Annotated in this window: 20 protein-coding genes; 14 read left to right on the top strand and 6 right to left on the bottom strand. The window is 63.0% G+C overall.

Features of this window, described 5'->3' with window-relative positions; all coding sequences use genetic code 11:
- Positions 1–409: 409 nt before the first annotated feature.
- Positions 410–1,903 (bottom strand): CoA-acylating methylmalonate-semialdehyde dehydrogenase, encoded by a 1,494-nt coding sequence (locus ACOZJV_RS25675; RefSeq protein ID WP_421548808.1) that lies wholly within the window; start codon positions 1,901–1,903, stop codon positions 410–412.
- A gap of 73 nt (positions 1,904–1,976) precedes the next feature.
- Complete coding sequence (locus ACOZJV_RS25680) at positions 1,977–3,326, bottom strand: aspartate aminotransferase family protein (RefSeq protein ID WP_078469680.1); 1,350 nt, start codon at positions 3,324–3,326, stop codon at positions 1,977–1,979.
- Positions 3,327–3,451: 125 nt separating this feature from the next.
- Between ACOZJV_RS25680 and ACOZJV_RS25685 the strand changes: the two genes are divergently transcribed.
- From ACOZJV_RS25685 to ACOZJV_RS25715, 7 genes are all read left to right on the top strand, one after another.
- Complete coding sequence (locus ACOZJV_RS25685) at positions 3,452–4,372, top strand: LysR family transcriptional regulator (protein WP_020299385.1); 921 nt, start codon at positions 3,452–3,454, stop codon at positions 4,370–4,372.
- Positions 4,373–4,503: 131 nt separating this feature from the next.
- The gene (locus ACOZJV_RS25690) at positions 4,504–5,898 is read left to right on the top strand and encodes a uracil-xanthine permease family protein (RefSeq protein ID WP_421548809.1); all 1,395 of its coding nucleotides are present in this window, start codon (positions 4,504–4,506) and stop codon (positions 5,896–5,898) included.
- An 87-nt stretch (positions 5,899–5,985) separates the two neighbouring features.
- Complete coding sequence (locus tag ACOZJV_RS25695; RefSeq protein WP_020299383.1) at positions 5,986–6,648, top strand: TetR/AcrR family transcriptional regulator; 663 nt, start codon at positions 5,986–5,988, stop codon at positions 6,646–6,648.
- Between the two features lie 11 nt (positions 6,649–6,659).
- Positions 6,660–7,241 (top strand): IMPACT family protein, encoded by a 582-nt coding sequence (locus ACOZJV_RS25700; RefSeq protein WP_421548810.1) that lies wholly within the window; start codon positions 6,660–6,662, stop codon positions 7,239–7,241.
- 552 nt (positions 7,242–7,793) lie between these two features.
- On the top strand, positions 7,794–9,359 hold the full coding sequence (locus tag ACOZJV_RS25705; RefSeq protein WP_421548811.1) for an ABC transporter ATP-binding protein: 1,566 nt from the start codon (positions 7,794–7,796) through the stop codon (positions 9,357–9,359).
- 11 nt (positions 9,360–9,370) lie between these two features.
- Positions 9,371–10,477, top strand: a complete 1,107-nt coding sequence (locus ACOZJV_RS25710) for an ABC transporter permease (protein WP_201129306.1) — start codon at positions 9,371–9,373, stop codon at positions 10,475–10,477.
- Positions 10,477–11,403, top strand: coding sequence for an ABC transporter permease (locus ACOZJV_RS25715; protein ID WP_201129304.1), 927 nt, complete (start codon positions 10,477–10,479; stop codon positions 11,401–11,403). Before ACOZJV_RS25710 ends, ACOZJV_RS25715 begins: the two co-directional genes overlap by 1 nt.
- A gap of 43 nt (positions 11,404–11,446) precedes the next feature.
- Here ACOZJV_RS25715 and ACOZJV_RS25720 read toward each other — a convergent pair whose 3' ends face one another.
- On the bottom strand, positions 11,447–11,881 hold the full coding sequence (locus ACOZJV_RS25720) for a hypothetical protein (protein ID WP_078469674.1): 435 nt from the start codon (positions 11,879–11,881) through the stop codon (positions 11,447–11,449).
- Between the two features lie 82 nt (positions 11,882–11,963).
- Between ACOZJV_RS25720 and ACOZJV_RS25725 the strand changes: the two genes are divergently transcribed.
- The 3 genes from ACOZJV_RS25725 to ACOZJV_RS25735 all read left to right on the top strand — a co-directional run bounded on the left by ACOZJV_RS25725 (position 11,964) and on the right by ACOZJV_RS25735 (position 14,564).
- Positions 11,964–12,314, top strand: coding sequence for a MerR family transcriptional regulator (locus tag ACOZJV_RS25725; RefSeq protein WP_078469673.1), 351 nt, complete (start codon positions 11,964–11,966; stop codon positions 12,312–12,314).
- A gap of 25 nt (positions 12,315–12,339) precedes the next feature.
- Entirely contained in the window at positions 12,340–13,026 is a 687-nt protein-coding gene (locus ACOZJV_RS25730; protein WP_078469672.1) for an SDR family oxidoreductase, read from the top strand.
- Positions 13,027–13,205: 179 nt separating this feature from the next.
- The gene (locus ACOZJV_RS25735) at positions 13,206–14,564 is read left to right on the top strand and encodes an 8-oxoguanine deaminase (RefSeq protein WP_078469671.1); all 1,359 of its coding nucleotides are present in this window, start codon (positions 13,206–13,208) and stop codon (positions 14,562–14,564) included.
- 47 nt (positions 14,565–14,611) lie between these two features.
- Here the strand turns inward: ACOZJV_RS25735 and ACOZJV_RS25740 are convergent, their stop codons facing one another.
- Positions 14,612–15,700 carry a calcium:proton antiporter gene (locus ACOZJV_RS25740; RefSeq protein WP_078469670.1) on the bottom strand — a complete coding sequence of 363 codons (1,089 nt, stop codon included), beginning with the start codon at positions 15,698–15,700 and terminating at the stop codon, positions 14,612–14,614.
- A 312-nt stretch (positions 15,701–16,012) separates the two neighbouring features.
- Here ACOZJV_RS25740 and ACOZJV_RS25745 point away from each other — a divergent pair, with 312 nt between their 5' ends.
- The 3 genes from ACOZJV_RS25745 (at position 16,013) to ACOZJV_RS25755 (ending at position 19,274) form a co-directional block, all read left to right on the top strand.
- A complete protein-coding gene (locus ACOZJV_RS25745; protein ID WP_078469699.1) occupies positions 16,013–17,095 on the top strand; it encodes a BMP family ABC transporter substrate-binding protein in 1,083 nt (360 codons plus the stop codon).
- Positions 17,096–17,258: 163 nt separating this feature from the next.
- Positions 17,259–18,224: a 2-oxoglutarate and iron-dependent oxygenase domain-containing protein gene (locus ACOZJV_RS25750; protein ID WP_421548812.1), complete on the top strand. Its 966-nt coding sequence runs from the start codon at positions 17,259–17,261 to the stop codon at positions 18,222–18,224.
- A gap of 96 nt (positions 18,225–18,320) precedes the next feature.
- Positions 18,321–19,274: an adenosine deaminase gene (locus ACOZJV_RS25755; protein ID WP_078469668.1), complete on the top strand. Its 954-nt coding sequence runs from the start codon at positions 18,321–18,323 to the stop codon at positions 19,272–19,274.
- A 110-nt stretch (positions 19,275–19,384) separates the two neighbouring features.
- Here ACOZJV_RS25755 and ACOZJV_RS25760 read toward each other — a convergent pair whose 3' ends face one another.
- Together ACOZJV_RS25760 and ACOZJV_RS25765 are read right to left on the bottom strand one after the other, a co-directional pair.
- On the bottom strand, positions 19,385–20,761 hold the full coding sequence (locus ACOZJV_RS25760; RefSeq protein WP_421548813.1) for an MFS transporter: 1,377 nt from the start codon (positions 20,759–20,761) through the stop codon (positions 19,385–19,387).
- A 107-nt stretch (positions 20,762–20,868) separates the two neighbouring features.
- Complete coding sequence (locus ACOZJV_RS25765; protein WP_421548814.1) at positions 20,869–21,798, bottom strand: LysR family transcriptional regulator; 930 nt, start codon at positions 21,796–21,798, stop codon at positions 20,869–20,871.
- A gap of 119 nt (positions 21,799–21,917) precedes the next feature.
- On the opposite strand from ACOZJV_RS25765, the gene ACOZJV_RS25770 reads away from it, so the two are divergent.
- Positions 21,918–22,211 carry a putative quinol monooxygenase gene (locus ACOZJV_RS25770; RefSeq protein ID WP_421548815.1) on the top strand — a complete coding sequence of 98 codons (294 nt, stop codon included), beginning with the start codon at positions 21,918–21,920 and terminating at the stop codon, positions 22,209–22,211.
- Positions 22,212–22,213: the final 2 nt, after the last annotated feature.

Genomic DNA, 22,213 nt, shown 5'->3' on the forward strand with positions numbered 1-22,213 from the left:
GCTGTCAAGTGATTATTTTCAGAAGTTTTCGAAGATTTCTTCAACAACTTCAACCACTTGCGCTTCCGATCTCTCGTTAGCGGGAGGCGAATTCTACAGCGTTACTCGCTGTTGTCAACACCTTCTTCTCACCGCTTTCGACCGAGAAGATCGAACCGTTAATAGAGCCAAACAACACCGCTCTATCAACTCCTTCTGGGCTTCGATGACCTGAAGCAGCTCACTGTCGAAAACCGCGTAACTCTTTGTTTACCAAGGAGTTTTCCGTTTCGACTGCGCCGGAAGTGGGGCGAATTATAGACTTCCAGAATCTGCCGTCAACCCCTAATTTCACAATTCTGTCATATCGATCAAAAAAGCCCTTAAAAGCAAAGGCCGGCCCCTGTGGGGCCGGCCTTTACCTTTCTACCTACAAGCTAGGGAAGGCGAATTGCGAGGCTTCGTGGCTCGCGCGTTGCGGCCAGCGCTGGGTAATGGCCTTGCGACGGGTATAGAAGCGCACACCATCCGGGCCATAGGCATGCAGGTCACCGAACAGCGAACGCTTCCAGCCGCCAAAGCTGTGGTAAGCCACCGGCACCGGCAGCGGCACGTTGACACCCACCATGCCCACTTCAATCTCATCGCAGAACAGGCGCGCCGCTTCACCGTCGCGGGTGAAGATGCACGTGCCGTTGCCATACTCGTGATCGTTGATCAGTTGCATGGCGTCTTCCAGGCTGTTGACCCGGACCACGCACAGCACCGGGCCGAAGATCTCTTCTTTATAGATGCGCATCTGCGGGGTTACCCGATCAAACAGGCAGCCACCCAGGAAGAACCCGTCTTCGTTACCCGCCACACTCAGGCCACGACCATCGACCACCAGTTTGGCGCCCGACGATACGCCGTCTTCTATATAGCCACTGACCTTGTCCCGCGCCTGGGCGGAGACCAGCGGCCCCATGTCCAGGCCACACGAAGTGCCGGCACCGATTTTCAGCGCCTTGATCTGCGGCACCAGCTTGGTAATCAGGGCGTCCGCCACCTGGTCGCCGACACACACGGCCACGGAGATCGCCATGCAGCGCTCGCCGCAGGAGCCATAGGCCGCGCCCATCAGCGCACTTACTGCGTTATCCAGGTCGGCATCCGGCATCAGCACCGCATGGTTCTTTGCCCCACCCAGCGCCTGAACGCGTTTGCCGCGCTTGGTGGCTTCGGAATAGATGTACTCGGCAATCGGCGTCGAACCCACGAAGCTCAACGCTTTGACTTCCGGCGCCTCGATCAGCGCATCCACTGCACCCTTGTCGCCGTGCACCACACTCAGCACACCTTTAGGCAAGCCGGCTTCCAGCAGCAGCTGGGCGATCAGCAGCGTCGAGCTTGGATCACGTTCCGAGGGTTTGAGGATGAAGCAGTTGCCGCAGACGATCGCCAGCGGGTACATCCACAGCGGCACCATGGCTGGGAAGTTGAACGGGGTGATACCGGCCACCACGCCCAGAGGCTGGAAGTCGGACCAGGCATCGATGTTCGGGCCGACGTTGCGGCTGTACTCGCCCTTGAGAATTTCCGGAGCCGAGCACGCGTACTCGACGTTCTCGATACCGCGCTTCAGTTCACCGGCAGCGTCTTCCAGGGTCTTGCCGTGCTCTTCGCTGATCAGTTGCGAGATCCGCGCCTCGTTCTGCTCCAGCAGTTGCTTGAAACGGAACATCACCTGAGCGCGTTTGGCCGGTGGCGTGTTGCGCCAGGCCGGAAACGCAGCCTTGGCCGAGTCGATGGCGACTTGCATGGTTTCACGGCTGGCCAGCGGCACCTGGTGGATCACTTGGCCGGTGGACGGGTTGAAGACATCAGCGCTGCGACCGTTGTCGGTCACCAGTTCGCCGTTGATCAAATGCTGGATAAGGCTCATGCAGGGCTCCTGAAAGTTGTCCACAGGCGCCCATCGCTGCGCGCCTGATCAGTGTTCTATATAGAAGGGCGAATCAGTCGATCTTGTTCAGCACTTCGCCGACCGCGTCGAACAGGCGATCCAGGTCCTGCGGCTTGCTGTTGAAGGTTGGGCCGAACTGCAGGGTGTCGCCGCCAAAGCGCACGTAGAACCCGGCCTTCCACAGGGCCATGCCGGCTTCGAATGGACGGACAATCGCATCGCCATCGCGCGGGGCGATCTGGATCGCGCCGGCCAGGCCGTAGTTGCGAATGTCGATCACGTTTTTCGAGCCCTTGATGCCGTGCAGGGCATTCTCGAAATGCGGCGCAACCTCGGCCACGCTCTGCACCAGGTTTTCCTTCTGCAGCAGATCGAGTGCCGCCAGGCCGGCCGCGCAGGCCACCGGGTGAGCCGAATAGGTATAGCCGTGGGGGAATTCCACCGCGTACTCGGGCGTCGCCTGGTTCATGAAGGTCTGGTAGATCTCGGAGCTGGCAATCACTGCCCCCATCGGGATCGCGCCGTTGGTGACTTGCTTGGCGATGCACATCAGGTCCGGGGTCACGCCGAAGCTGTCGGCGCCGAACATCGAGCCGGTACGACCGAAGCCGGTGATCACTTCGTCGAACACCAGCAGGATGCTGTGCTGATCGCAGATTTCACGCAGGCGCTTGAGGTAACCCTGTGGCGGCACCAGGACACCGGCGGAACCGGCCATCGGCTCGACGAACACCGCCGCGATATTCGAGGCGTCGTGCAGTTCGATCAATTTCAGCAGCTCATCGGCCAGGGCGATGCCGCCCTGCTCCGGCATGCCACGGGAAAACGCGTTGCTGGCTAACAGGGTGTGCGGCAGGTGGTCGACGTCCATCATCGACTGGCCGAACAGCTTGCGGTTGCCGTTGACCCCACCGAGGCTGGTACCGGCGATGTTCACCCCGTGATAGCCACGGGCGCGGCCGATCATCTTGGTCTTGGTCGACTGGCCTTTCAGGCGCCAGTAGGCACGCACCATCTTCACTGCGGTATCGGCACATTCCGAGCCCGAGTCGGTGAAGAACACGTGGTTCAGGTTGCCCGGAGTCAGGTCGGTGATTTTTTCGGCCAACTGGAACGACAGCGGGTGGCCGTACTGGAAGCCCGGCGAGTAGTCGAGGGTGCCCAGTTGCTTGGAAACGGCTTCCTGGATTTCCTTGCGCGTGTGACCAGCGCCGCAGGTCCACAGACCGGACAGGGAGTCGTAAACCTTGCGCCCCTTGTCGTCGATCAGGTAGCTGCCTTCTGCAGCAACGATCAGCCGTGGGTCGCGCTGGAAGTTGCGGTTGGCGGTGTACGGCATCCAGTGAGCATCGAGCTTGAGCTGGCTGGCCAGGGAAGCTGGAGCGTTTTCAGGCATGTTCATGAGCAAAACCTCGCGGGGCAATAAGCGGCGTAGGAAGCCAAAAGCGTTGTTGCAGCTAAGTTGCCACGGCTATAAAGTCTGTGAAATCCAACTTTTATAACCTTCAGTCAGGCCTTTACTAAACTATGAGCAGCCGTCGAGCCGATCCGCTGGCCCAAGTCAGCGACTTTGATATCCGCCTGCTGCGGATCTTTCGCAGCGTGGTCGAATGTGGCGGATTCTCTGCGGCAGAGACCGTACTCGGGATCGGGCGCTCGGCCATCAGCCAGCAGATGAGCGATCTGGAACAACGCCTCGGCCTGCGCCTTTGCCAACGCGGGCGCGCGGGGTTCTCGCTGACCGAAGAGGGCCGCGAGGTCTATCAGTCGGCCTTGCAACTGTTGAGTGCCCTGGAAAGTTTCCGCACCGAAGTCAACGGCCTGCACCGCCACCTGCGCGGTGAATTGATCATCGGCCTGACCGATAACCTGGTGACCCTGCCCCACATGCGTATCACCCACGCCCTGGCGCAGTTGAAGGAGCGCGGGCCCGACGTGCAAATCCAGATCCGCATGATCGCCCCCAACGAAGTCGAGCAGGGCGTACTCGACGGCCGCCTGCACGTCGGCGTGGTGCCCCAGGCCAGCGCCTTGTCCGGTCTCGAATACCAGCCGCTGTACAGCGAGCGTTCGCTGCTCTACTGCGCGGTCGGCCATCCGCTGTTTTATGTCGACGATAAAAAGCTCGAGGATGCGCGCCTCAACGATCAGGACGCCATCGCCCCGACCTTCCGCCTGCCGGGGGAGATCCAGGCCCATTACCAGGCACTCAATTGCACCGCCAGCGCGTCGGACCGCGAAGGCATGGCGTTCCTGATTCTCACCGGGCGTTACATTGGCTACCTGCCGGACCACTACGCCCAACTCTGGGTGCAACAGGGGCGGCTGCGTGCGCTCAAGCCCGCTTCGCGCTTCTATGACCTGAGCCTGGCATCGGTCACGCGCAAGGGCCGACGCCCCCATCTGGTGCTTGAAAGCTTTCTCGAGAGCCTGGCGGCCACTCGCTGAAGATTATTAGCCCCCACGGAAAACCCGTATCCATTGGGCACCGGCAGCCATACGGGAAAATAACCTGAGCACCTGGACAGCTTTTTGCAGGGCATGGAGACCTTGAACCGTCAGCCCAGAGTTCCACGCCCATGCAAGAACAATCGTCCACCCCCAACGATCTGATCTACGGCCTCGATGATCGCCCCAAACCCCTGGCGGCCCTACTTGCCGCGTTGCAGCATGTGCTGGCGAGTTTTGTCGGCATCATCACTCCGCCGCTGGTGATCGGCTCGGCCCTGGGCCTGACGGCCCACCTGCCCTACCTGATCAGCATGGCGCTGATGGTGTCCGGGGTCGGGACCTTTATCCAGGCGCGCCGTCCGTTCGGCATCGGTGCCGGGATGATCTGCCTGCAAGGCACCAGCTTCGCCTTCCTTGGCGCCGTGCTTTCGGCCGGGTTTCTGGTCAAACAGCGCGGTGGCAGCCCGGAAGACATCCTGGCGATGATCTTCGGCGTGTGCTTTTTCGGCGCACTGGTGCAGATCGTGCTCAGCCGTTTTATCGGCCAGCTGCGCCGGGTGATCACCCCGCTGGTGACCGGCATCGTCATCACCCTGATCGGCATCAGCCTGATCAAGGTCGGCATCACTGACCTGGGAGGTGGCTTCAATGCCGCGGACTTCGGCGCGCCGGGCAACCTGGCAATGGGCCTGTTCGTGCTGCTGACCATCATCCTGCTCAACCGCTCCAATACCCCGTGGATCCGCCTTTCAGCCATCATCATCGGCCTGGCCCTGGGCTGCGTGGCGGCCTGGTTCAGCGGCAAGCTGGTGCCCCAGCCCCTGCCCGACCTGCCGCTGGTAAGCCTGCCGATCCCGTTCAAGTTCGGGTTCAATTTCGACTGGAGCGCCTTTCTGCCGGTGGCCCTGATCTACCTCATCAGCACCATCGAAACCGTGGGCGACCTCACGGCCAACTGCATGCTCGCCCGCCAGCCCATCAGCGGCCCTTCTTATATAAGCAGGCTCAAGGGCGGGGTCCTGGGGGATGGCGTCAGTTGCATGATCGCCGCCACCTTCAGTGCCTTTCCCAACACCACCTTTGCCCAGAACAACGGGGTGATCCAGTTGACCGGCGTGGCCAGCCGCTACGTCGGCCTGTACATCGGCCTGGTGCTGTTCTGCCTGGGGTTGTTCCCGCTGATTGGCGCGGTGTTGCAGCAGATTCCCAAGCCGGTGCTGGGCGGCGCAACCCTGGTGATGTTCGGCAGCGTGGCCGCCGCTGGTGTGCGCATCCTGGCCCAGGCGCCGCTGGACCGGCGCAGCATGCTGATCATCGCCACCTCGTTTGGCGTGGGCCTGGGCATCGCCGCGCAGCCCAACCTGCTGCACCTGCTGCCCAAGCTGGTGCAAAACCTGTTCGACTCGGCGATCACCAGCGGCGGCCTGACTGCGCTGATCATGTGCCTGCTGCTGCCGGAAACCTCCCGCGATGCCCGTGACACAAAACCGGCCCTGGAAAGCGATACCCTGGAACCGCTTTAAGGCTTTTATGGCCATAAGGCTTGTCTGATGCCTGTGGGTGCGCTATCAACGCACTGGTTGCACCCACATACCCGCTCGGAAATGCCTATGACCCTTGAAGTCCCTGCCCACGCCGGTGCTCATTCCGGAAAACCCGCCAGCCGCATTCGTCAAAAGAACGAAGAGGCGATCATCAAGGCCGCCGAAGACGAGTTCGCCCGTCATGGTTTCAAAGGCACCAGCATGAACACCATTGCCCAGAATGCCGGGCTGCCCAAGGCGAATCTGCATTACTACTTCACCAACAAGCTTGGCCTGTACATCGCCGTGCTGAGCAACATCATCGAGTTGTGGGACAGCACCTTCAACGCCCTGAACGCCGATGACGATCCCACCGAAGCCCTGACCCGCTACATCCGCGCCAAGATGGAATTCTCGCGTCGCCAACCCCAGGCCTCGCGGATCTTCGCCATGGAAATCATCAGCGGCGGCGAATGCCTGAGCGAATATTTCAGCCAGGACTATCGCGCCTGGTTCCAGGGCCGTGCCGCGGTGTTCCAGGCCTGGATCGACGCCGGCAAGATGGACCCGGTGGACCCGGTGCACCTGATTTTCCTGCTGTGGGGCAGCACCCAGCACTACGCCGACTTCGCCACCCAGATCTGCCGCGTCACCGGACGCAGCAAGCTGACCAAGCAAGACATGGAAGACGCCGGCAACAACCTGATCCGCATCATCCTCAAAGGCTGCGGCCTCAAGCCCGTCATCTAAGAAACCTGCGCATGCCCTTTACCCTTGCCGGCCTTTGCGAGTACCGCGAAGAGATTCGCAAAAGCCGCTTTATCGCCCTCGCCGCGCCTATCACTAGCGCGGCCCAGGCCCAGGCCTTTATCGAGCAACACAGCGACCTCAATGCCTCCCATAATTGCTGGGCCTGGAAGCTGGCCGACCAGTACCGCAGCAGTGACGACGGCGAACCCGGCGGCACCGCGGGGCGGCCGATCCTGGCGGCCATCGAGGCTCAGGATTGTGATCAGGTGGCGGTGCTGGTGATCCGCTGGTACGGCGGTATCCAGCTCGGCACCGGCGGCCTGGCCCGGGCCTACGGCGGGGGCGCCAACAAGTGCCTGCAAGGCGCCGAACGCATCGAGCTGATCAAGCGCGTGCCGGTGCACTGCGCCTGCGCGTTCAGCGAGTTGGCACTGGTCAAGCTGCGGGTTGCGGAACTGGGTGATCTGGTGGTCGCCGAAAACTTCACCGCCAATGGCGTGGAGTTGCAACTGGCACTGGGCGAGGCGCAACTCGACACCCTGCAAAACCAACTGGCGGATTTGAGCCGCGGACGCATCCTCTTGCAGCGCTGATTGCACCAAGACGGCCCGGCACCGCCTCGCCCACCTGTGCACAACCTTTTGCGCCGCTCCGAACTTGCCCACATCTGCTGTGCACCCGGCTGTGGATAAACTGGGCACATCCGGCTGTAACCCTTCTGTAACGTGGCTTTGCGGCGGTTGTTCAGTTTTTGTCCAATCCGCGACTGATACGCTTTTTTCCACAGCAAAACAGCGGCTTAGGCCGGTTTATCGCCTTTGGAACAAAGCCCCTCGACGCTTATGCCCGCGCGCAGCGCTTGCACACAAATACTGTGGAGCAAGCTGTGGATAACCCGTGCAACGCTGCGCCAACTCCATATCCTTCCTGGCTCGCAGACGCCTGACTGTTTTTTGATCAGGAAAATTTTCGCACCTCGCCGCTTTTTTCAGCCACTTGCCCCGAAGTGGTGCCGCCGCGGCCTGCAATAAATCCCCCCAAGGTGCACGCAGCCGCAGCCCGCTGCGCTTTTTGGCGGTTTCCTGACTCACTGGCCAGGAAATTGCTTTATCCACAGGCATAACGCCAAGCGACCCGAGTCCGTCATGCCAAACCCCGTGCCCGTCCCTGATCCAACGCCTCGCCTGCAACTGCGCCGAATCAGCAAGCGCTACCCCGGTTGCCTGGCCAACGACGCCATCGACCTGAGCATCCAGCCCGGTGAAATCCACGCCCTGCTGGGTGAAAACGGCGCCGGTAAAAGCACCCTGATGAAGATTATCTACGGCGTGACCCAGGCCGACTCCGGAGAACTGCTGTGGCAAGGACAACGCCAGCTCATGCGCAACCCGGCCCAGGCACGGAGCCTGGGGATCGGCATGGTGTTCCAGCATTTCTCGCTGTTCGAAACCCTCAGCGTGGCGCAGAACATTGCCCTGGCCATGGGTGCCAAGGCGGGTACGCCGAAAGCGCTGGAACCGAAGATCCGCGAAGTCTCGCAGCGCTATGGCATGGCCCTGGAACCGGACCGTCTGGTGCACAGCCTGTCGATGGGTGAACGTCAGCGGGTGGAGATCATTCGTTGCCTGATGCAGGACATCCGCCTATTGATTCTCGACGAGCCGACCTCGGTCCTGACCCCGCAGGAGGCCGACGAGTTGTTCGTGACCTTGCGCCGCCTGGCCAGCGAAGGCTGCAGCATTTTGTTTATCAGCCACAAACTCGGCGAGGTCCGTGCCCTGTGCCACAGCGCCACGGTGCTGCGCGGCGGACGGGTGGCCGGGCATTGCGTGCCGGCCGACTGCTCGGACCAGAAACTGGCGCAGTTGATGGTCGGCGAGGCCGCGGGATTGCTCGCCCACTACCCGAAAGTCAGCGGTGGCCCGGCCTTCCTGCGGGTGCAGAACCTTGCGTGGCACAACCCCGACCCGTTCGGCTGCTCGTTGCAAGGCCTGGACCTGGAGGTGCGCAGCGGTGAAATCGTCGGCATTGCCGGGGTCGCGGGCAATGGCCAGGACGAACTGCTAGCGTTGCTCAGCGGCGAACAGACATTGCCCCGCGCGGACAGCCAGCGCATCTGCTTTGCCGAGCACGCCGTGGCCCACTTGCGGCCCGATGCGCGCCGCGCCCTGGGCCTGGCATTCGTCCCCGCCGAGCGCCTGGGCCATGGTGCGGTGCCGGAATTGAGCCTGGCGGACAACGCCCTGCTGACCGCCTTCCAGCAAGGCCTGGTCAGCCATGGCCTGATCCAGCGCGACAAGGTGCAAGCCCTGGCCCAGCAGATCATCCAGCGTTTCGGGGTCAAAACACCCGACGCCCAGACCCCGGCGCGCAGCCTGTCGGGGGGCAATCTGCAGAAATTCATCCTGGGCCGGGAAATTCTCCAGCAACCCCGGCTGCTGATTGCCGCGCACCCGACCTGGGGCGTCGACGTCGGCGCCGCCGCCACCATCCACCGCGCGCTGATTGCCCTGCGCGATGCGGGGGCGGCGATCCTGGTGATCTCCGAAGACCTCGATGAACTGTTCCAGATCAGCGACCGCCTCGGCGCCCTGTGCAGCGGCCGCCTGTCGGCGCTCAAAGCCACCGGCGACACCACCTTGGTGGAAGTGGGCGGCTGGATGGCCGGCCAGTTCGACGCACCCTGCCACCCAACCGCCCCGGCGCTTTGACGGAGTTTCCCATGCTGCTTTCTCTCGAACCCCGTGGCCAGCAATCGCGCCTGATGCTCTGGTGCTCGCCGCTGCTGGCGGCGGCCTTGACCCTGAGCTGCGGCTCGCTGCTATTTATTGCCCTGGGCCATGACCCGCTGCTGACCCTGCACACGCTGTTGATCGCCCCCATCAGCGACCTCTACGGCGTCTCGGAATTGCTGGTCAAGGCCTTGCCGATTCTGCTCTGCGCCCTGGGCCTGGCCGTGGCCTACCGGGCGCGGATCTGGAACATCGGCGCCGAAGGCCAACTGCTGCTCGGCGCCCTGGCCGGCAGTGCCCTGGCGGTGAACATCATCGATATGCAAAGCCGCTGGGCGCTGGTGCTGATCCTGCTCACCGGGACCCTGGCCGGCGCCGCCTGGGCCGGGCTCACGGCCTGGCTGCGCACGCGCTTCAACGCCAATGAAATCCTCACCAGCATCATGCTCAACTACATCGCCCTCAACCTTTTGCTGTACTTCGTCCACGGCCCGCTCAAGGACCCGGAAGGGTTCAACTTCCCGCAATCGGCGATGTTCGGCGACGCCAGCCGCCTGCCGCTGCTGCTCGACGATGGCCGGGTCCACGCCGGGGTGTATTTCGCCCTGCTGGCCCTGGTGGCGGTCTGGGTGCTGCTGCAAAAGAGCTTTGTCGGATTTCAGATCAAGGTGCTCGGCCTGGACCCGCGCGCTGCCGGCTTTGTCGGCTTTCGCGAGAAGCGCCTGATCTGGCTCGCGCTGTTGATCAGCGGCGGGCTTGCGGGGCTGGCCGGGGTCTGCGAGGTCACCGGGCCGATCGGCCAACTGGTGCCGCAGGTATCCCCGGGTTACGGCTATGCGGCGATCACCGTGGCCTTTCTCGGGCGCTTGAACCCGATCGGCATTCTGTTCTCCAGCCTGCTGATGGCCCTGCTGTACATCGGCGGCGAAAGCGCGCAAATGAGCCTCAACCTGCCCCAGGCCATCACCCAATTGTTCCAGGGCATGATGCTGTTCTTTCTGCTGGCCAGTGATGTGCTGATTCTCTATCGGCCACGCCTGAACCTGCGCTGGGCCCGCCGCGCCGCCACCTCTTCCGTGCACGCAGGAGCCCTGTGATGGATATCGATCTGCTGAGCAATATTTTCTACGCCATGGTCCGTTGCGGCACGCCGTTGCTGCTGGTGGCCCTGGGCGAACTGATCTGCGAGAAAAGCGGCGTCCTCAACCTGGGCCAGGAAGGCATGATGCTGTTCGGCGCGGTGATCGGTTTTATCGTCGCCCTGAGCAGCGGCAACCTGTGGCTCGGGGTGCTGCTGGCGATGCTCGCCGGGATGCTGCTGTCGGCGCTGTTTGCCCTGGTGGCGCTGGTGTTCAATGCCAACCAGGTGGCCACCGGCCTGGCCCTGACCATCTTTGGCGTGGGCCTGTCGAGCTTTGTCGGCGCGGCCTGGGTCGGCAAGCCCCTGGCCGGTTTCGAGCCCCTGGCGATCCCGCTGCTCAGCGAGATCCCGTTGATCGGGCGCATGCTGTTCGCCCAGGACCTGTTGGTCTACCTGTCATTCGCCCTGTTTGCCCTGGTGGCCTGGGTCATTCTCAAAAGCCGGATCGGTCTGATCATCCAGGCGGTGGGCGAAAACCCCGATGCCGCCAGTGCCATGGGCCTGCCGGTGCTGTGGGTGCGTACCCTGGCGGTGCTGTTTGGCGGGGCCATGGCCGGGCTGGCCGGGGCCTATCTGTCGTTGGCCTATACACCGATGTGGGCCGAGAACATGAGCGCCGGGCGTGGCTGGATCGCCCTGGCCCTGGTGGTGTTCGCCAGTTGGCGGGTGTGGCGCCTGCTACTCGGCGCCTACCTGTTCGGTCTCGCCAGCATCCTGCACCTGGTGGCCCAGGGGCTGGGGCTGGCGATCCCGTCGAACCTGCTGGCGATGCTGCCGTATGTGGCGACCATCGTGGTCCTGGTGCTGTTGTCGCGGGATGCATTGCGCACCCGGCTGTATGCCCCGGTGTCACTGGGGCAGCCGTGGCAGGCGGGGCATTGAAGCCGGGCCCGGCGTTCAGCTCAGGAGCCTGGGGGTTCAGGGTTTACGCCTGCTGCGCAGGCGAGCGGAAGCCCGTTCCCTCGCTAGATTGCACCGGCAGCAGTTGCGCGATGCACCAGGCCAGTTCGAAAAACACGATGCCCCACAACAGCGCCGTGGCGCCGTGGGCGATGGCGTAGATCTGCCAGGTGGCGAACAGGATGCGCCCCACCGCGTCATAACGGCCGAACGCTTGCTGCGGATCGCGGATACGCAGCACTGACCACACGCAGACAATCGAACCCATCAGGTTGGCCATCAACAGATGAGCGGGTTCGAACGCCGGTAATTCACCGGGCAGGTTCAAGCTCTGGGCCAGCCCTTGCAGCAGCCCGTGCAGGGCCAGGAAACTCCAGGGGGTGACAAACGCCACGGTCACCAGCAGGTCGTACCAACCGCTGGCGCGGACCAGTGTCCGGTAATGCTGTGCAGTCCACATAAAACTCGCTCCGAATATTCAAGGAGCGCGCAGGCTAAAGCCTGGAGTATGCTCCAGGGTCAAGCCCTCTTGAGCGATCCCCATGCGCATCGGCGAACTCGCCCAGGCCTGCGACGTCAGCCGCGACACCCTGCGTTTCTATGAAGAACGCGGGCTGATCGCCGCACAACGTAGCGCCAACGGTTACCGGCACTACCCGGCGGAAATGGTGCAACTGGTGCTCTACATCAAGACCGCCCAGCGCCTGGGCTTTAGCTTGGGCGAGATCGGCAGCAGCGTCGGCGCACTGTGGCAAGCGGCCGACCCCGACAGCGCCGTCAGCCAACTGCTGCGAGACAAACTGACCCTGATCGAAACCCGCATCAATGAACTGGGCGAGCTGCGCCAGGAGCTGCAACAAAGGCTCGGGCAAAGCTGTCCATTGAATCCGTGACATTCATTTATCAAGGAAGCCACTCATGTCTACGCCTAAACACGCCCTGATCATCGGCGCCTCCCGCGGCCTCGGCCTGGGCCTGGTCCAGCGCCTGCTGGAAGATGGCTGGCAGGTCACCGCCACCGTGCGCAACCCGAACAAGGCTGAGGCCTTGCAGGCGCTGGGCGCGGTGCGCATCGAACAGTTGGACATGGATGACCAGCAGGCCGTGATCGCCCTGAACCAGAAGCTCAAGGACCAGGTGTTCGACCTGCTGTTCGTCAACGCCGGGGTCAAGGGCCCGGATGACCAGACGCCGGGCAAGGCGACCCTGGCCGAAGTCGGCCAATTGTTCTTCACCAATGCCGTGGCCCCGATCAACCTCGCCCAGCGCTTTGCCGGGCAGATTCGCGATGGCAGCGGCGTACTGGCGTTCATGAGTTCGGTACTGGGCAGCGTGACCATGCCCGACGCGCCGGACCTGGCGTTGTACAAGGCGAGCAAGGCGGCGCTCAATTCCATGACCAACAGTTTCGTCAGCCAGCTTGGCTCGCAGAAGCTCACCGTGCTGTCGTTGCACCCGGGTTGGGTGAAAACCGATATGGGCGGCGAAGGCGCCGACATCGACGTGGAAACCAGCACCCGAGGCCTGATCGCCCAGGTCAATGCCTACACCGGCAAGGGTGGGCACCACTTCGTGAACTACAAGGGCGAAACCATTCCCTGGTAAGCCGAGAGCCGCTGTAGCCGTGGCCCCTGGCTGCGGCTGCAAGGCGCCGCCGAGAAGTTTTGTCGAGCGCCCGATCTTTCGCTAGACTGCGCACCTCGTCCCCGCGACGAACCTGGATCAGCAGACAGGAAAACACTGAGCTGGCTAACCTGAACCCACTTTCAGAGGAGCCGGCCACCATGCCTGCGACCCGTACCTGGTTAAAAAACCCCCTCGCCATTTTCACCGGCAATGCCCTCGACGCCCGTGGCGGCCTGGTGCTGCAAGACGGCCTGATCGTCGAAGTGCTCGGCGCCGGACAGCAACCGTCCGTGCCCTGCGCGCAGGTCTTCGACGCCCGCGAGCATGTGCTGCTGCCCGGGCTGATCAACACCCACCATCACTTCTATCAAACCCTGACCCGCGCCTGGGCGCCGGTGGTCAACCAGCCGTTGTTTCCCTGGTTGAAAACCCTGTACCCGGTCTGGGCCCGACTGACTCCGCAGAAGCTGGCCCTGGCCACCAAGGTCGCCCTGGCCGAGCTGCTGCTGTCGGGCTGCACGACGGCGGCGGACCACCATTACCTGTTTCCCGAGGGTCTGGAAAACGCCATCGACGTGCAGGTCGAAAGCGTCCGTGAGTTGGGCATGCGCGCCATGCTGACACGCGGCTCCATGAGCCTGGGCGAAGCCGATGGTGGCCTGCCGCCACAGCAGACGGTGCAACAGGGGCAGGTGATTCTCGATGACAGCCAGCGCCTGATCGCGCAGTACCACGAGCGCGGAGCCGGGGCGCAGGTGCAGATCGCCCTCGCGCCCTGCTCGCCGTTCTCGGTGACGCCGGAAATCATGAGCGCCAGCGCCAAATTGGCTGAACAGTTGGATGTGCGCCTGCACACGCACCTGGCGGAAACCCTGGATGAAGAAGACTTCTGCCTGCAACGCTTCGGCCTGCGTACCGTGGACTACCTGGACAGCGTCGGCTGGCTCGGCCCCCGCACCTGGCTGGCCCATGGCATCCATTTCAACCCCGATGAAATCGCCCGCCTCGGGGCCGCCGGTACCGGCATCTGCCATTGCCCGAGTTCCAACATGCGCCTGGCTTCGGGCATCGCCCCAACCCTGGACCTGATCGCCGCCGGCGCCCCCGTGGGCCTGGGGGTGGATGGCTCGGCGTCCAACGACGCCTCGAACATGATCCTCGAAACCCGCCAGGCCCTGTACCTGCAACGCTTGCGTTATGGCGCCGAGAAGATCACCCCCGAATTGGTCCTGGGCTGGGCTACCCGTGGCTCGGCGCAACTGCTTGGGCGCAGTGATATCGGGGAACTGGCGGTGGGCAAACAGGCTGACCTGGCCCTGTTCAAGCTCGATGAACTGCGCTTTTCCGGCAGCCACGATCCGTTGTCGGCGCTGCTGTTGTGCGGCGCTGATCGGGCGGATCGGGTAATGGTCGGCGGTCAGTGGCGGGTGGTCGATGGCCAGGTCGAGGGCCTCGACCTGAAAGGCCTGATCGCCGATCACAGCCAGGCGGCCCGGCAGTTGATTGCCGGCAGCTGATCGCCGGCTTTCGTCGACCCGCTGCAAGCGGCGGGTCGGCGAAAGGGCTACAGCCCCAGCAGCGACAACATGATGAAAGTGGCAAACAGCACGAAGTGAGTCATGCCTTCGATGGCATTGGTTTCACCGTCATTGAGGTTGATCGCGCTGACGATCAGGGTGATGAAAATCATCACGGTCTGCACCGGGGTCATGGCCATCTGGAACGGCTGGCCGGTGTACAGCGCCATGGCTTCCATCACCGGCACCGTGAGGATCACCGTCGACAGCGAGGCTCCCAGGGCGATGTTGACCACCGACTGCATGCGGTTGGCCAACGCGGCGCGCAATGCGGTGAGGATCTCCGGCGCAGCGGAAATCGCCGCCACCAGGATCGCCGTGATCACCGGCGGCGCCCCCGTGCCTTCCAGCCCCAGGTCGAGAGGCTTGGACATCACCTCGGCCAACGCGCCGATCACCACCACACCAAAGACCAGGATGCCGATGCTCAGCCCGAGGTTGATCGCCGGCGCCTGCTCGGACGGGTCCTTGGCCCGGCGCTTCTGCGGGTAGCTGTAGCTGAAGAAGTAACTGTGGGGCCCGACCTGCATCCGCAGGAACAACGTGTAGAGCACCACCATCGCGCCGATGGTGAAGGCCGAGTAGACCTTCCAGTCAGACTCGGGAATGAACTCCGGCACCACCATCGACACGCCCATGGCGGTGAGGATCATCACGCTGTAGGTGCGCGCCGAATCATCGTTGTACGACTGCTCGCCGTGCTTGATCCCGCCCATCAGCGCGGCCAGGCCGAGAATGCCGTTGATGTCGAGCATCACCGCCGAGTAGATGGTGTCGCGCACCAGGGTCGGCGAGGCCTCGTTGCTCATCATGATCGCCAGGATCACCACTTCCACCAGCACCGCAGCCAGGGTCAGGATCATGGTGCCATAGGGGTCGCCGACTTTTTCCGCCAGCAGCTCGGCATGGTGCGCCACGCGCATCGAGGCGGCGACGATAAAGCCGATCAGCACCAACCCGGACCCCAGCGCCACGCCCTGGCCACTGTTGAGCAATACATGCTCCAGGGGATAGGCCACCAGCGCGGCGACCAGCGCCAGCAACAGGAAGGTTTCTTGCTTGAGTGACGTGAGCATTGCAGTCCTTTACACAATTCGAAACAAAGACAGGAGATGAGCTACAGACTGCTGCGAGTCACTAACGTTTCGTTACACCTTAGTGCACCAGGGGTTGGCATGCCGGGCGGCCAGCGCACCGGGTTGGCTCCCGGGGCTGTTCGGGCCACCTTCACGCCCCTCATCTTCCACCCGCCGAACCGCCGTGCCAGGGCCTTCAGCCCAGGTAAAACCTGCCCCGGGCGTTTTGTTGTCTTGTTGGTCAGCTATTTGCATTGGGCTGTCAGAGCCTGAAAGCCCAGCCCTCCCCACAACAAAATGGAGTTCGAATTCATGCATAAACGTCCGTTGAAAAAGCTGCTGTGCGCCCTGACCGCGGCCATCGGCCTGAGTACCGGCCTGAGTGCCAGCGCGGCCGATCCGTTGAAAGTCGGATTCGTCTACATCGGCCCGATCGGCGACCACGGCTGGACCTATCAGCATGAACAGGGCCGCAAGGCGTTGGTGGAAAAGTTCGGCGACCAGATCAAGACCAACTACGTGGAAAACGTCGCCGAGGGCGCTGATGCCGAGCGGGTGATCCGCAATATGGCCAAGGACAAGTACGACCTGATCTTCACTACGTCCTTCGGCTATATGAACCCGACGCTGAAGGTTGCCAAGCAGTTCCCCAAGGTCACCTTCGAACACGCCACCGGCTACAAGCAGGACAAGAACCTGGGCACCTACCTGGCGCGCACCTATGAGGGGCGCTACGTCGGTGGCTTCCTGGCGGCGAAGATGACCAAGACCAAGAAGATTGGCTACGTCGCCTCCTTCCCGATTCCGGAGGTGATTCGCGACATCAACGCCATCCAGTTGGCCCTGAACAAATACAACCCGGGTACCGAGATCAAGGTGGTGTGGGTCAACTCCTGGTTCGACCCGGGCAAGGAAGCCGACGCCGCCAATGCCCTGATCGACCAGGGCGCCGACGTGATCTTCCAACACACCGACAGCCCGGCACCGATCCAGGCCGCCGAACGTCGTGGTGTGTACGCCGTGGGTTATGCCTCGGACATGGCGCACTTCGGGCCCAAGGCCGTGCTGACCTCCATCGTCAACAACTGGGGCCCGCATTACATCCAGGCCACCCAGGGCGTGCTCGACCACAGCTGGAAACCGCAGGACTACTGGGGCGGCCTGAAGGAAGGCACGGTTGAACTGCCCATCAGCGACCTGGTGCCGGCCCCGGTCAAAACCGAAGCCGAACAGATCATCGCCGACATCAAGAGCGGCGCCTTCCACCCCTTCACCGGCCCGATCAAGGACCAGGCCGGCGTCGAAAAACTGGGCCCTGGCGTCAGCGCCAGCAACGCCGAACTGGCCTCGATGAACTACTACGTCGAAGGCATGAAAGCCGATATCCCGAAATAACCCCTCTGAACCTGTAGCCGCTGCCGCAGGCTCTTGCAGCGTTTGGACGCTGGCCTCACCTCAAGGCACTGCGGATGTTCCCGACAGTGCAGGCGTACGGGAGGGCCAGCGCAGCCTCGGCAGCGGCTACAGTTATCGCGAACAACAAGGAGAAGATCCTCTTATGAACCAACTGCCCGTCATCGATATCAGCCCGCTCTACCAGGATCATCCCCAAGGCTGGCACAGCGTTGCGCAACAGATCGACCAGGCCTGCCGCGAGTGGGGCTTCTTCTACATCAAGGGCCACCCGATCAGCGCCCAGCGCATCGAACACCTGCTGGACAGCGCCCGGCAATTCTTCGCCTTGCCCACCGCCGAAAAGCTCAAGATCGACATCACCCAGACCCGCCATCACCGCGGCTACGGCGCCATCGCCACCGAGCAACTGGACCCGAGCAAACCCAGCGACTTGAAGGAAACCTTCGACATGGGCCTGCACCTGCCGGCCGATCACCCGGAGGTATTGGCGGACAAACCCCTGCGCGGGCCCAACCGTCACCCGGACCTGCCTGGTTGGGAAACCCTGATGGAACGCCACTACCAGGACATGCAGGCCCTGGCCCAGACCCTGCTGCGGGCCATGACCCTGGCCCTGGGCATCGACCGCGACTTCTTCGACAGCCGCTTCGAACAGCCGGTGAGTGTGCTGCGGATGATCCACTACCCGCCGCGTCACACCGCCAGCTCCGAGGAGCAGCAAGGCGCCGGCGCACACACCGACTACGGTTGCATCACCCTGCTCTACCAGGACACCGCCGGTGGCCTGCAAGTGCGCAATGTCCGGGGCCAGTGGATCGATGCACCGCCGATCGAGGGCACGTTCGTGGTCAACCTGGGGGACATGATGGCGCGCTGGAGCAACGACCGTTACCTGTCGACGCCGCACCGGGTCATCAGCCCGCTGGGAGTCGATCGCTATTCGATGCCGTTCTTCGCCGAGCCCCATCCCGACACCCGCATCGAGTGCCTGCCCGGCTGCCAGAGCGCCGAACAGCCAGCAAAATACCCGGCCACCAGTTGCGCCGAATTCCTGCTCTCGCGCTTTGCCGACACCTATGCTTACCGGCGTGAGCTGGAAGACGCCTGAGCAACCGCTTGGTCAGGTTTTACCGAATATTTCAGCGGGCGCCTGTAGAATGGCGAGCTTTTCGCAGCACCCGACTGCACCTGATGAGACTGAACCATGTACGACTGGCTAAACGCCCTGCCCAAGGCCGAGCTGCATTTGCACCTTGAAGGTTCGCTGGAGCCCGAGCTGCTGTTCGCCCTGGCCGAACGCAACAAGATCGCCCTGCCGTGGAGCGACGTCGAAACCTTGCGCAAGGCCTACGCCTTCAACAACCTGCAAGAGTTTCTCGACCTGTATTACCAGGGCGCGGACGTGCTGCGCACCTCCCAGGATTTCTACGACCTGACCTGGGCCTACCTGCTGCGCTGCAAGGCACAGAACGTGATTCACACCGAGCCCTTCTTCGACCCGCAGACCCACACCGACCGTGGCGTGCCGTTTGAAGTGGTGCTCAACGGCATCGCCGCTGCGTTGAAAGATGGTGAACAGCAACTGGGTATCACCAGCGGCCTGATCCTGAGCTTCCTGCGCCATTTGAGCGAAGACGAAGCGCAGAAAACCCTGGACCAGGCGCTGCCGTTCCGTGACGCCTTTGTCGCCGTGGGCCTGGACAGTTCGGAAATGGGTCACCCGCCGAGCAAGTTCCAGCGCGTGTTCGACCGAGCGCGTCACGAAGGCTTTCTGACCGTGGCCCACGCCGGCGAAGAAGGGCCACCCGAATACATCTGGGAAGCCATCGACCTGCTGAAAATCCAGCGCATCGACCATGGCGTGCGCGCCATCGAAGACGAGCGTTTGATGCAGCGGATCATCGACGAGCAGATCCCGCTGACCGTGTGCCCGCTGTCCAACACCAAGCTCTGCGTGTTCGACCACATGTCCCAGCACAACATCCTCGACATGCTCGAGCGTGGGGTGAAGGTCACGGTGAACTCGGACGACCCGGCCTACTTCGGCGGCTACGTCACCGAAAACTTCCACGCCCTGCACACCCACCTCGGCATGACCCAGGACCAAGCCAAACGCCTGGCCCAGAACAGCCTCGACGCGCGCCTGGTCAAACCGTAAGTCTGTCGCCGCTGCCGAGCCCGCGAGGCTGCGCGGGCCCGGGAGATCGCCCAGAGGTGTCAGGTGAGTGGGCGGTGTCTGGTGTGGCCAGCGCAGCCTGCCGGCAGCGGCTACACCGTGGCTTCGCTCAACTCCTCGAGGGTTTTGCCGCGGGTTTCCGTGCCGAACAGCCAGACCACCGCCGCGGCAATCGCGAAGCACAGTGCACCCAGGGCGAACACCCCGCCCTGTCCGGTGATCGGGAACACCAGCCCGGTCACCAACGGCCCGAGCAACGAGCCCACCCGCCCGATCGCCGAAGCAAACCCGGAGCCGGTGGCCCGCGCCGATGTCGGGTACAGCTCAGGGGTGTAGGTGTAGAGCACCGCCCACATGCCGAACAGGAAAAACTGCATCAACAGCCCGGAGCCGATCAGCAGGCTGACGTTGCCGCCAAACACCGCGCTCTGCCCGTAGAGAAATGCCATCACCCCGCCGCCCAACAGGGTGACGATGCACACCGGCTTGCGCCCCCAGCGCTCCACCAGCCAGGCCGCCATCAAGAATCCGGGAATCCCGCCCAGGGAAATCAGCACCGTGTAATACACCGACTGCGTGACCGCAAACCCCGACTGTTGCAGCAACGCGCTAAGCCAGGACGTGAGCCCGTAAAACCCGAGCAGGGCGAAGAACCACACACTCCAGATCATCATCGTGCGCTGGCGATAGAGCGGCGACCAGATCTCGCGCAACGCCGAAAAGAACGTGCCCGGCGTACTTGCAACCCGTGGCAAGGCAATCGGCTCGGGCAAGTCGACACGCTGCAACGACGCGCGGACTTTGTCCTCGATGGCGCACAGCACCCGGTCCGCATCGGCGTGTCGCCCGGCCTGCTCCAGCCAGCGCGGCGACTCGGGAATAAAAAAGCGGATCACCAGCACAAACACCGCCGGTATCGCCAGCACCAGGAAGATATCGCGCCAGCCAATCAACGGCAGCAGGAAGTACGACAGCACCCCGGCGGCAACAAACCCCAGGGGCCAGAACCCGTCCATCAACGCGATGTAACGCCCGCGGCGCTTGGCCGGAATCATCTCCGACAGCATCGATTGAGCGATTGGAAATTCCATGCCCATGCCGATCCCCAGCAGGATGCGAAACAGCGTCAGGCCCTCGACGGTCTGCGCCGTGGAGCACAGGTAGCTGGCGATCCCCCAGAGCACGATGCTCCACTGGAACACCGGCTTGCGGCCGAAGCGGTCGGCGAGCATTCCCGACAGGGACGCCCCGACCACCATGCCGAAAAAGCTCGAACTGGCGAGCAACCCGGCCTGGGCCGAACTCAGGCCGAACTCGGTTTTGATCGAGCCCAGGAGGAACGTCATCATCGCCAGGTCCATGGAGTCGAAGAAAAACGCCAGGGCAATGATGATGAAAATAACCCGGTGATAGCCACTGATGGGCAACCGTTCCAGTCGCTCTGCGGCGCTGTACCCCTGAATATTCATAGCCTGCCCCCGATTGATGGTCTGCAATCGAGTGTGCGCGATCGAGGCTGGCGGCTATTGCTGGATGCGACTCGGCTGCGTCCGAGAACGACGCGCGGGCCCCGTAATCATTGATCCAAAGCGCTGCCGACGGGGTAGTGGGCGGAAATCGCGGCGCAGCGCGACTGGAGCATCTCGCGCAGCAGATTGACCGGTTTGCTCAACTGCGCGCGGTGAGCGCACAACAGGTTCAGCGGCGCACGCTCGCAGAGCAGTTCCGGCATCAGCACTTTCAGGCGCCCGGCCAGCACGTCGGCGGCCACATCGAGCCAGGATTTGTAGGCAATCCCCGCCCCGGCCACCGCCCACAGGCGCACCACATCGGCATCGTCACTGAAGCGGTCGCCGTTGACGGTCAGGCCCACTTCGCGCTTGCCGTCATGGAAACTCCAGTGGTCGTGGACTCGGCTGCCGAGCATATAAAGCAGGCAGTTGTGCTGCGCCAGTTGCTCCAGCTGGCGCGGCTCGCCATGCCTGGCCAGGTAGCCGGGGGCGGCGCACAGCACCCGGCGATTCTGCGGAGCGACCGGCAGCGCCACCAGGCTTGAGTCTTCGGGCTCGCCGTAGCGCAGAGCGATGTCCACCGGCTGGCGAAAAAGATCAGCGATGCGGTCACCCAGCAGCAGGCGCAGGGTCAACCTGGGGTGCTCGCGCTGGAATTCGTCGAGCCAGGGCAGCAGCAGATTGCGCCCGAAATCCGAGGGTGCGGACAACTGCAGAATCCCGCTGACCTGATCCTGGCCGCTGGCCAGCAGGCGCCGGCCTTCGTCGAGGTTGCTCAGGGCCGCACGGGCATATTCGAGAAACCCCTCGCCCTCGGCCGTCAGGCGCAGGCTGCGAGTCGAGCGCGCCAGCAAACGCGCCCCCAACTGCTGTTCGATCCGCTTGAGGGCGGCGCTGGCCACGGCCGCCGACATGTCCATGACCCGCGCCGCGGCCGACAGGCTGCCCAGGTCGGCCGCGCGCACAAACAATTGCAGGTCGTCGAATCGCAGCATCTTGCACCCGGCATTATCAAAAAAAAATTGAAAGAGCCTGCTCTTTTAGCCGGTTTTATCTTCAAGAGAAATAGCCAATCATCTGTCCATCGCCTAGCTACCTACTTCAGGAACACCACATGTCCCAGTCCTTCACCGCCATTGCCACCCTGATTGCCAAGCCCGAACAACAGGCCAGGCTGCAGCGCGAGCTCAGCGCCCTGGTCCCACCGAGCCGCGACGAAGCCGGCTGCCAGTACTACGAACTGCACCAGGACGCCGCGCAGCCCGATACCTTCTACGTGCTGGAGCGCTGGGACGATGAGGCGGCCCTGGAGTTTCACAACAACACCGCGCACTTCCAGCATTTCATTGCCCAGACCCGCGAGGCGATCGAGCACTTCGAGCTCAAGCGCCTGCAGTTGATTATCTGACC

This window comes from Pseudomonas sp. QD4 (genome assembly GCF_049199125.1).
Lineage (GTDB): Bacteria > Pseudomonadota > Gammaproteobacteria > Pseudomonadales > Pseudomonadaceae > Aquipseudomonas.

Coding starts and splice junctions, on each gene's coding strand:
- ACOZJV_RS25750 (WP_421548812.1), top strand. CDS start 17,259: ATGAACCAACTGCCCGTCATCGATATCAGCCCGCTCTACCAGGATCAT.
- ACOZJV_RS25700 (WP_421548810.1), top strand. CDS start 6,660: ATGCCCTTTACCCTTGCCGGCCTTTGCGAGTACCGCGAAGAGATTCGC.
- ACOZJV_RS25745 (WP_078469699.1), top strand. CDS start 16,013: ATGCATAAACGTCCGTTGAAAAAGCTGCTGTGCGCCCTGACCGCGGCC.
- ACOZJV_RS25695 (WP_020299383.1), top strand. CDS start 5,986: ATGACCCTTGAAGTCCCTGCCCACGCCGGTGCTCATTCCGGAAAACCC.
- ACOZJV_RS25690 (WP_421548809.1), top strand. CDS start 4,504: ATGCAAGAACAATCGTCCACCCCCAACGATCTGATCTACGGCCTCGAT.
- ACOZJV_RS25755 (WP_078469668.1), top strand. CDS start 18,321: ATGTACGACTGGCTAAACGCCCTGCCCAAGGCCGAGCTGCATTTGCAC.
- ACOZJV_RS25720 (WP_078469674.1), bottom strand. CDS start 11,881: ATGTGGACTGCACAGCATTACCGGACACTGGTCCGCGCCAGCGGTTGG.
- ACOZJV_RS25680 (WP_078469680.1), bottom strand. CDS start 3,326: ATGAACATGCCTGAAAACGCTCCAGCTTCCCTGGCCAGCCAGCTCAAG.
- ACOZJV_RS25765 (WP_421548814.1), bottom strand. CDS start 21,798: ATGCTGCGATTCGACGACCTGCAATTGTTTGTGCGCGCGGCCGACCTG.
- ACOZJV_RS25705 (WP_421548811.1), top strand. CDS start 7,794: ATGCCAAACCCCGTGCCCGTCCCTGATCCAACGCCTCGCCTGCAACTG.
- ACOZJV_RS25715 (WP_201129304.1), top strand. CDS start 10,477: ATGGATATCGATCTGCTGAGCAATATTTTCTACGCCATGGTCCGTTGC.
- ACOZJV_RS25710 (WP_201129306.1), top strand. CDS start 9,371: ATGCTGCTTTCTCTCGAACCCCGTGGCCAGCAATCGCGCCTGATGCTC.
- ACOZJV_RS25760 (WP_421548813.1), bottom strand. CDS start 20,761: ATGAATATTCAGGGGTACAGCGCCGCAGAGCGACTGGAACGGTTGCCC.
- ACOZJV_RS25770 (WP_421548815.1), top strand. CDS start 21,918: ATGTCCCAGTCCTTCACCGCCATTGCCACCCTGATTGCCAAGCCCGAA.
- ACOZJV_RS25675 (WP_421548808.1), bottom strand. CDS start 1,903: ATGAGCCTTATCCAGCATTTGATCAACGGCGAACTGGTGACCGACAAC.
- ACOZJV_RS25725 (WP_078469673.1), top strand. CDS start 11,964: ATGCGCATCGGCGAACTCGCCCAGGCCTGCGACGTCAGCCGCGACACC.
- ACOZJV_RS25740 (WP_078469670.1), bottom strand. CDS start 15,700: ATGCTCACGTCACTCAAGCAAGAAACCTTCCTGTTGCTGGCGCTGGTC.
- ACOZJV_RS25735 (WP_078469671.1), top strand. CDS start 13,206: ATGCCTGCGACCCGTACCTGGTTAAAAAACCCCCTCGCCATTTTCACC.
- ACOZJV_RS25730 (WP_078469672.1), top strand. CDS start 12,340: ATGTCTACGCCTAAACACGCCCTGATCATCGGCGCCTCCCGCGGCCTC.
- ACOZJV_RS25685 (WP_020299385.1), top strand. CDS start 3,452: ATGAGCAGCCGTCGAGCCGATCCGCTGGCCCAAGTCAGCGACTTTGAT.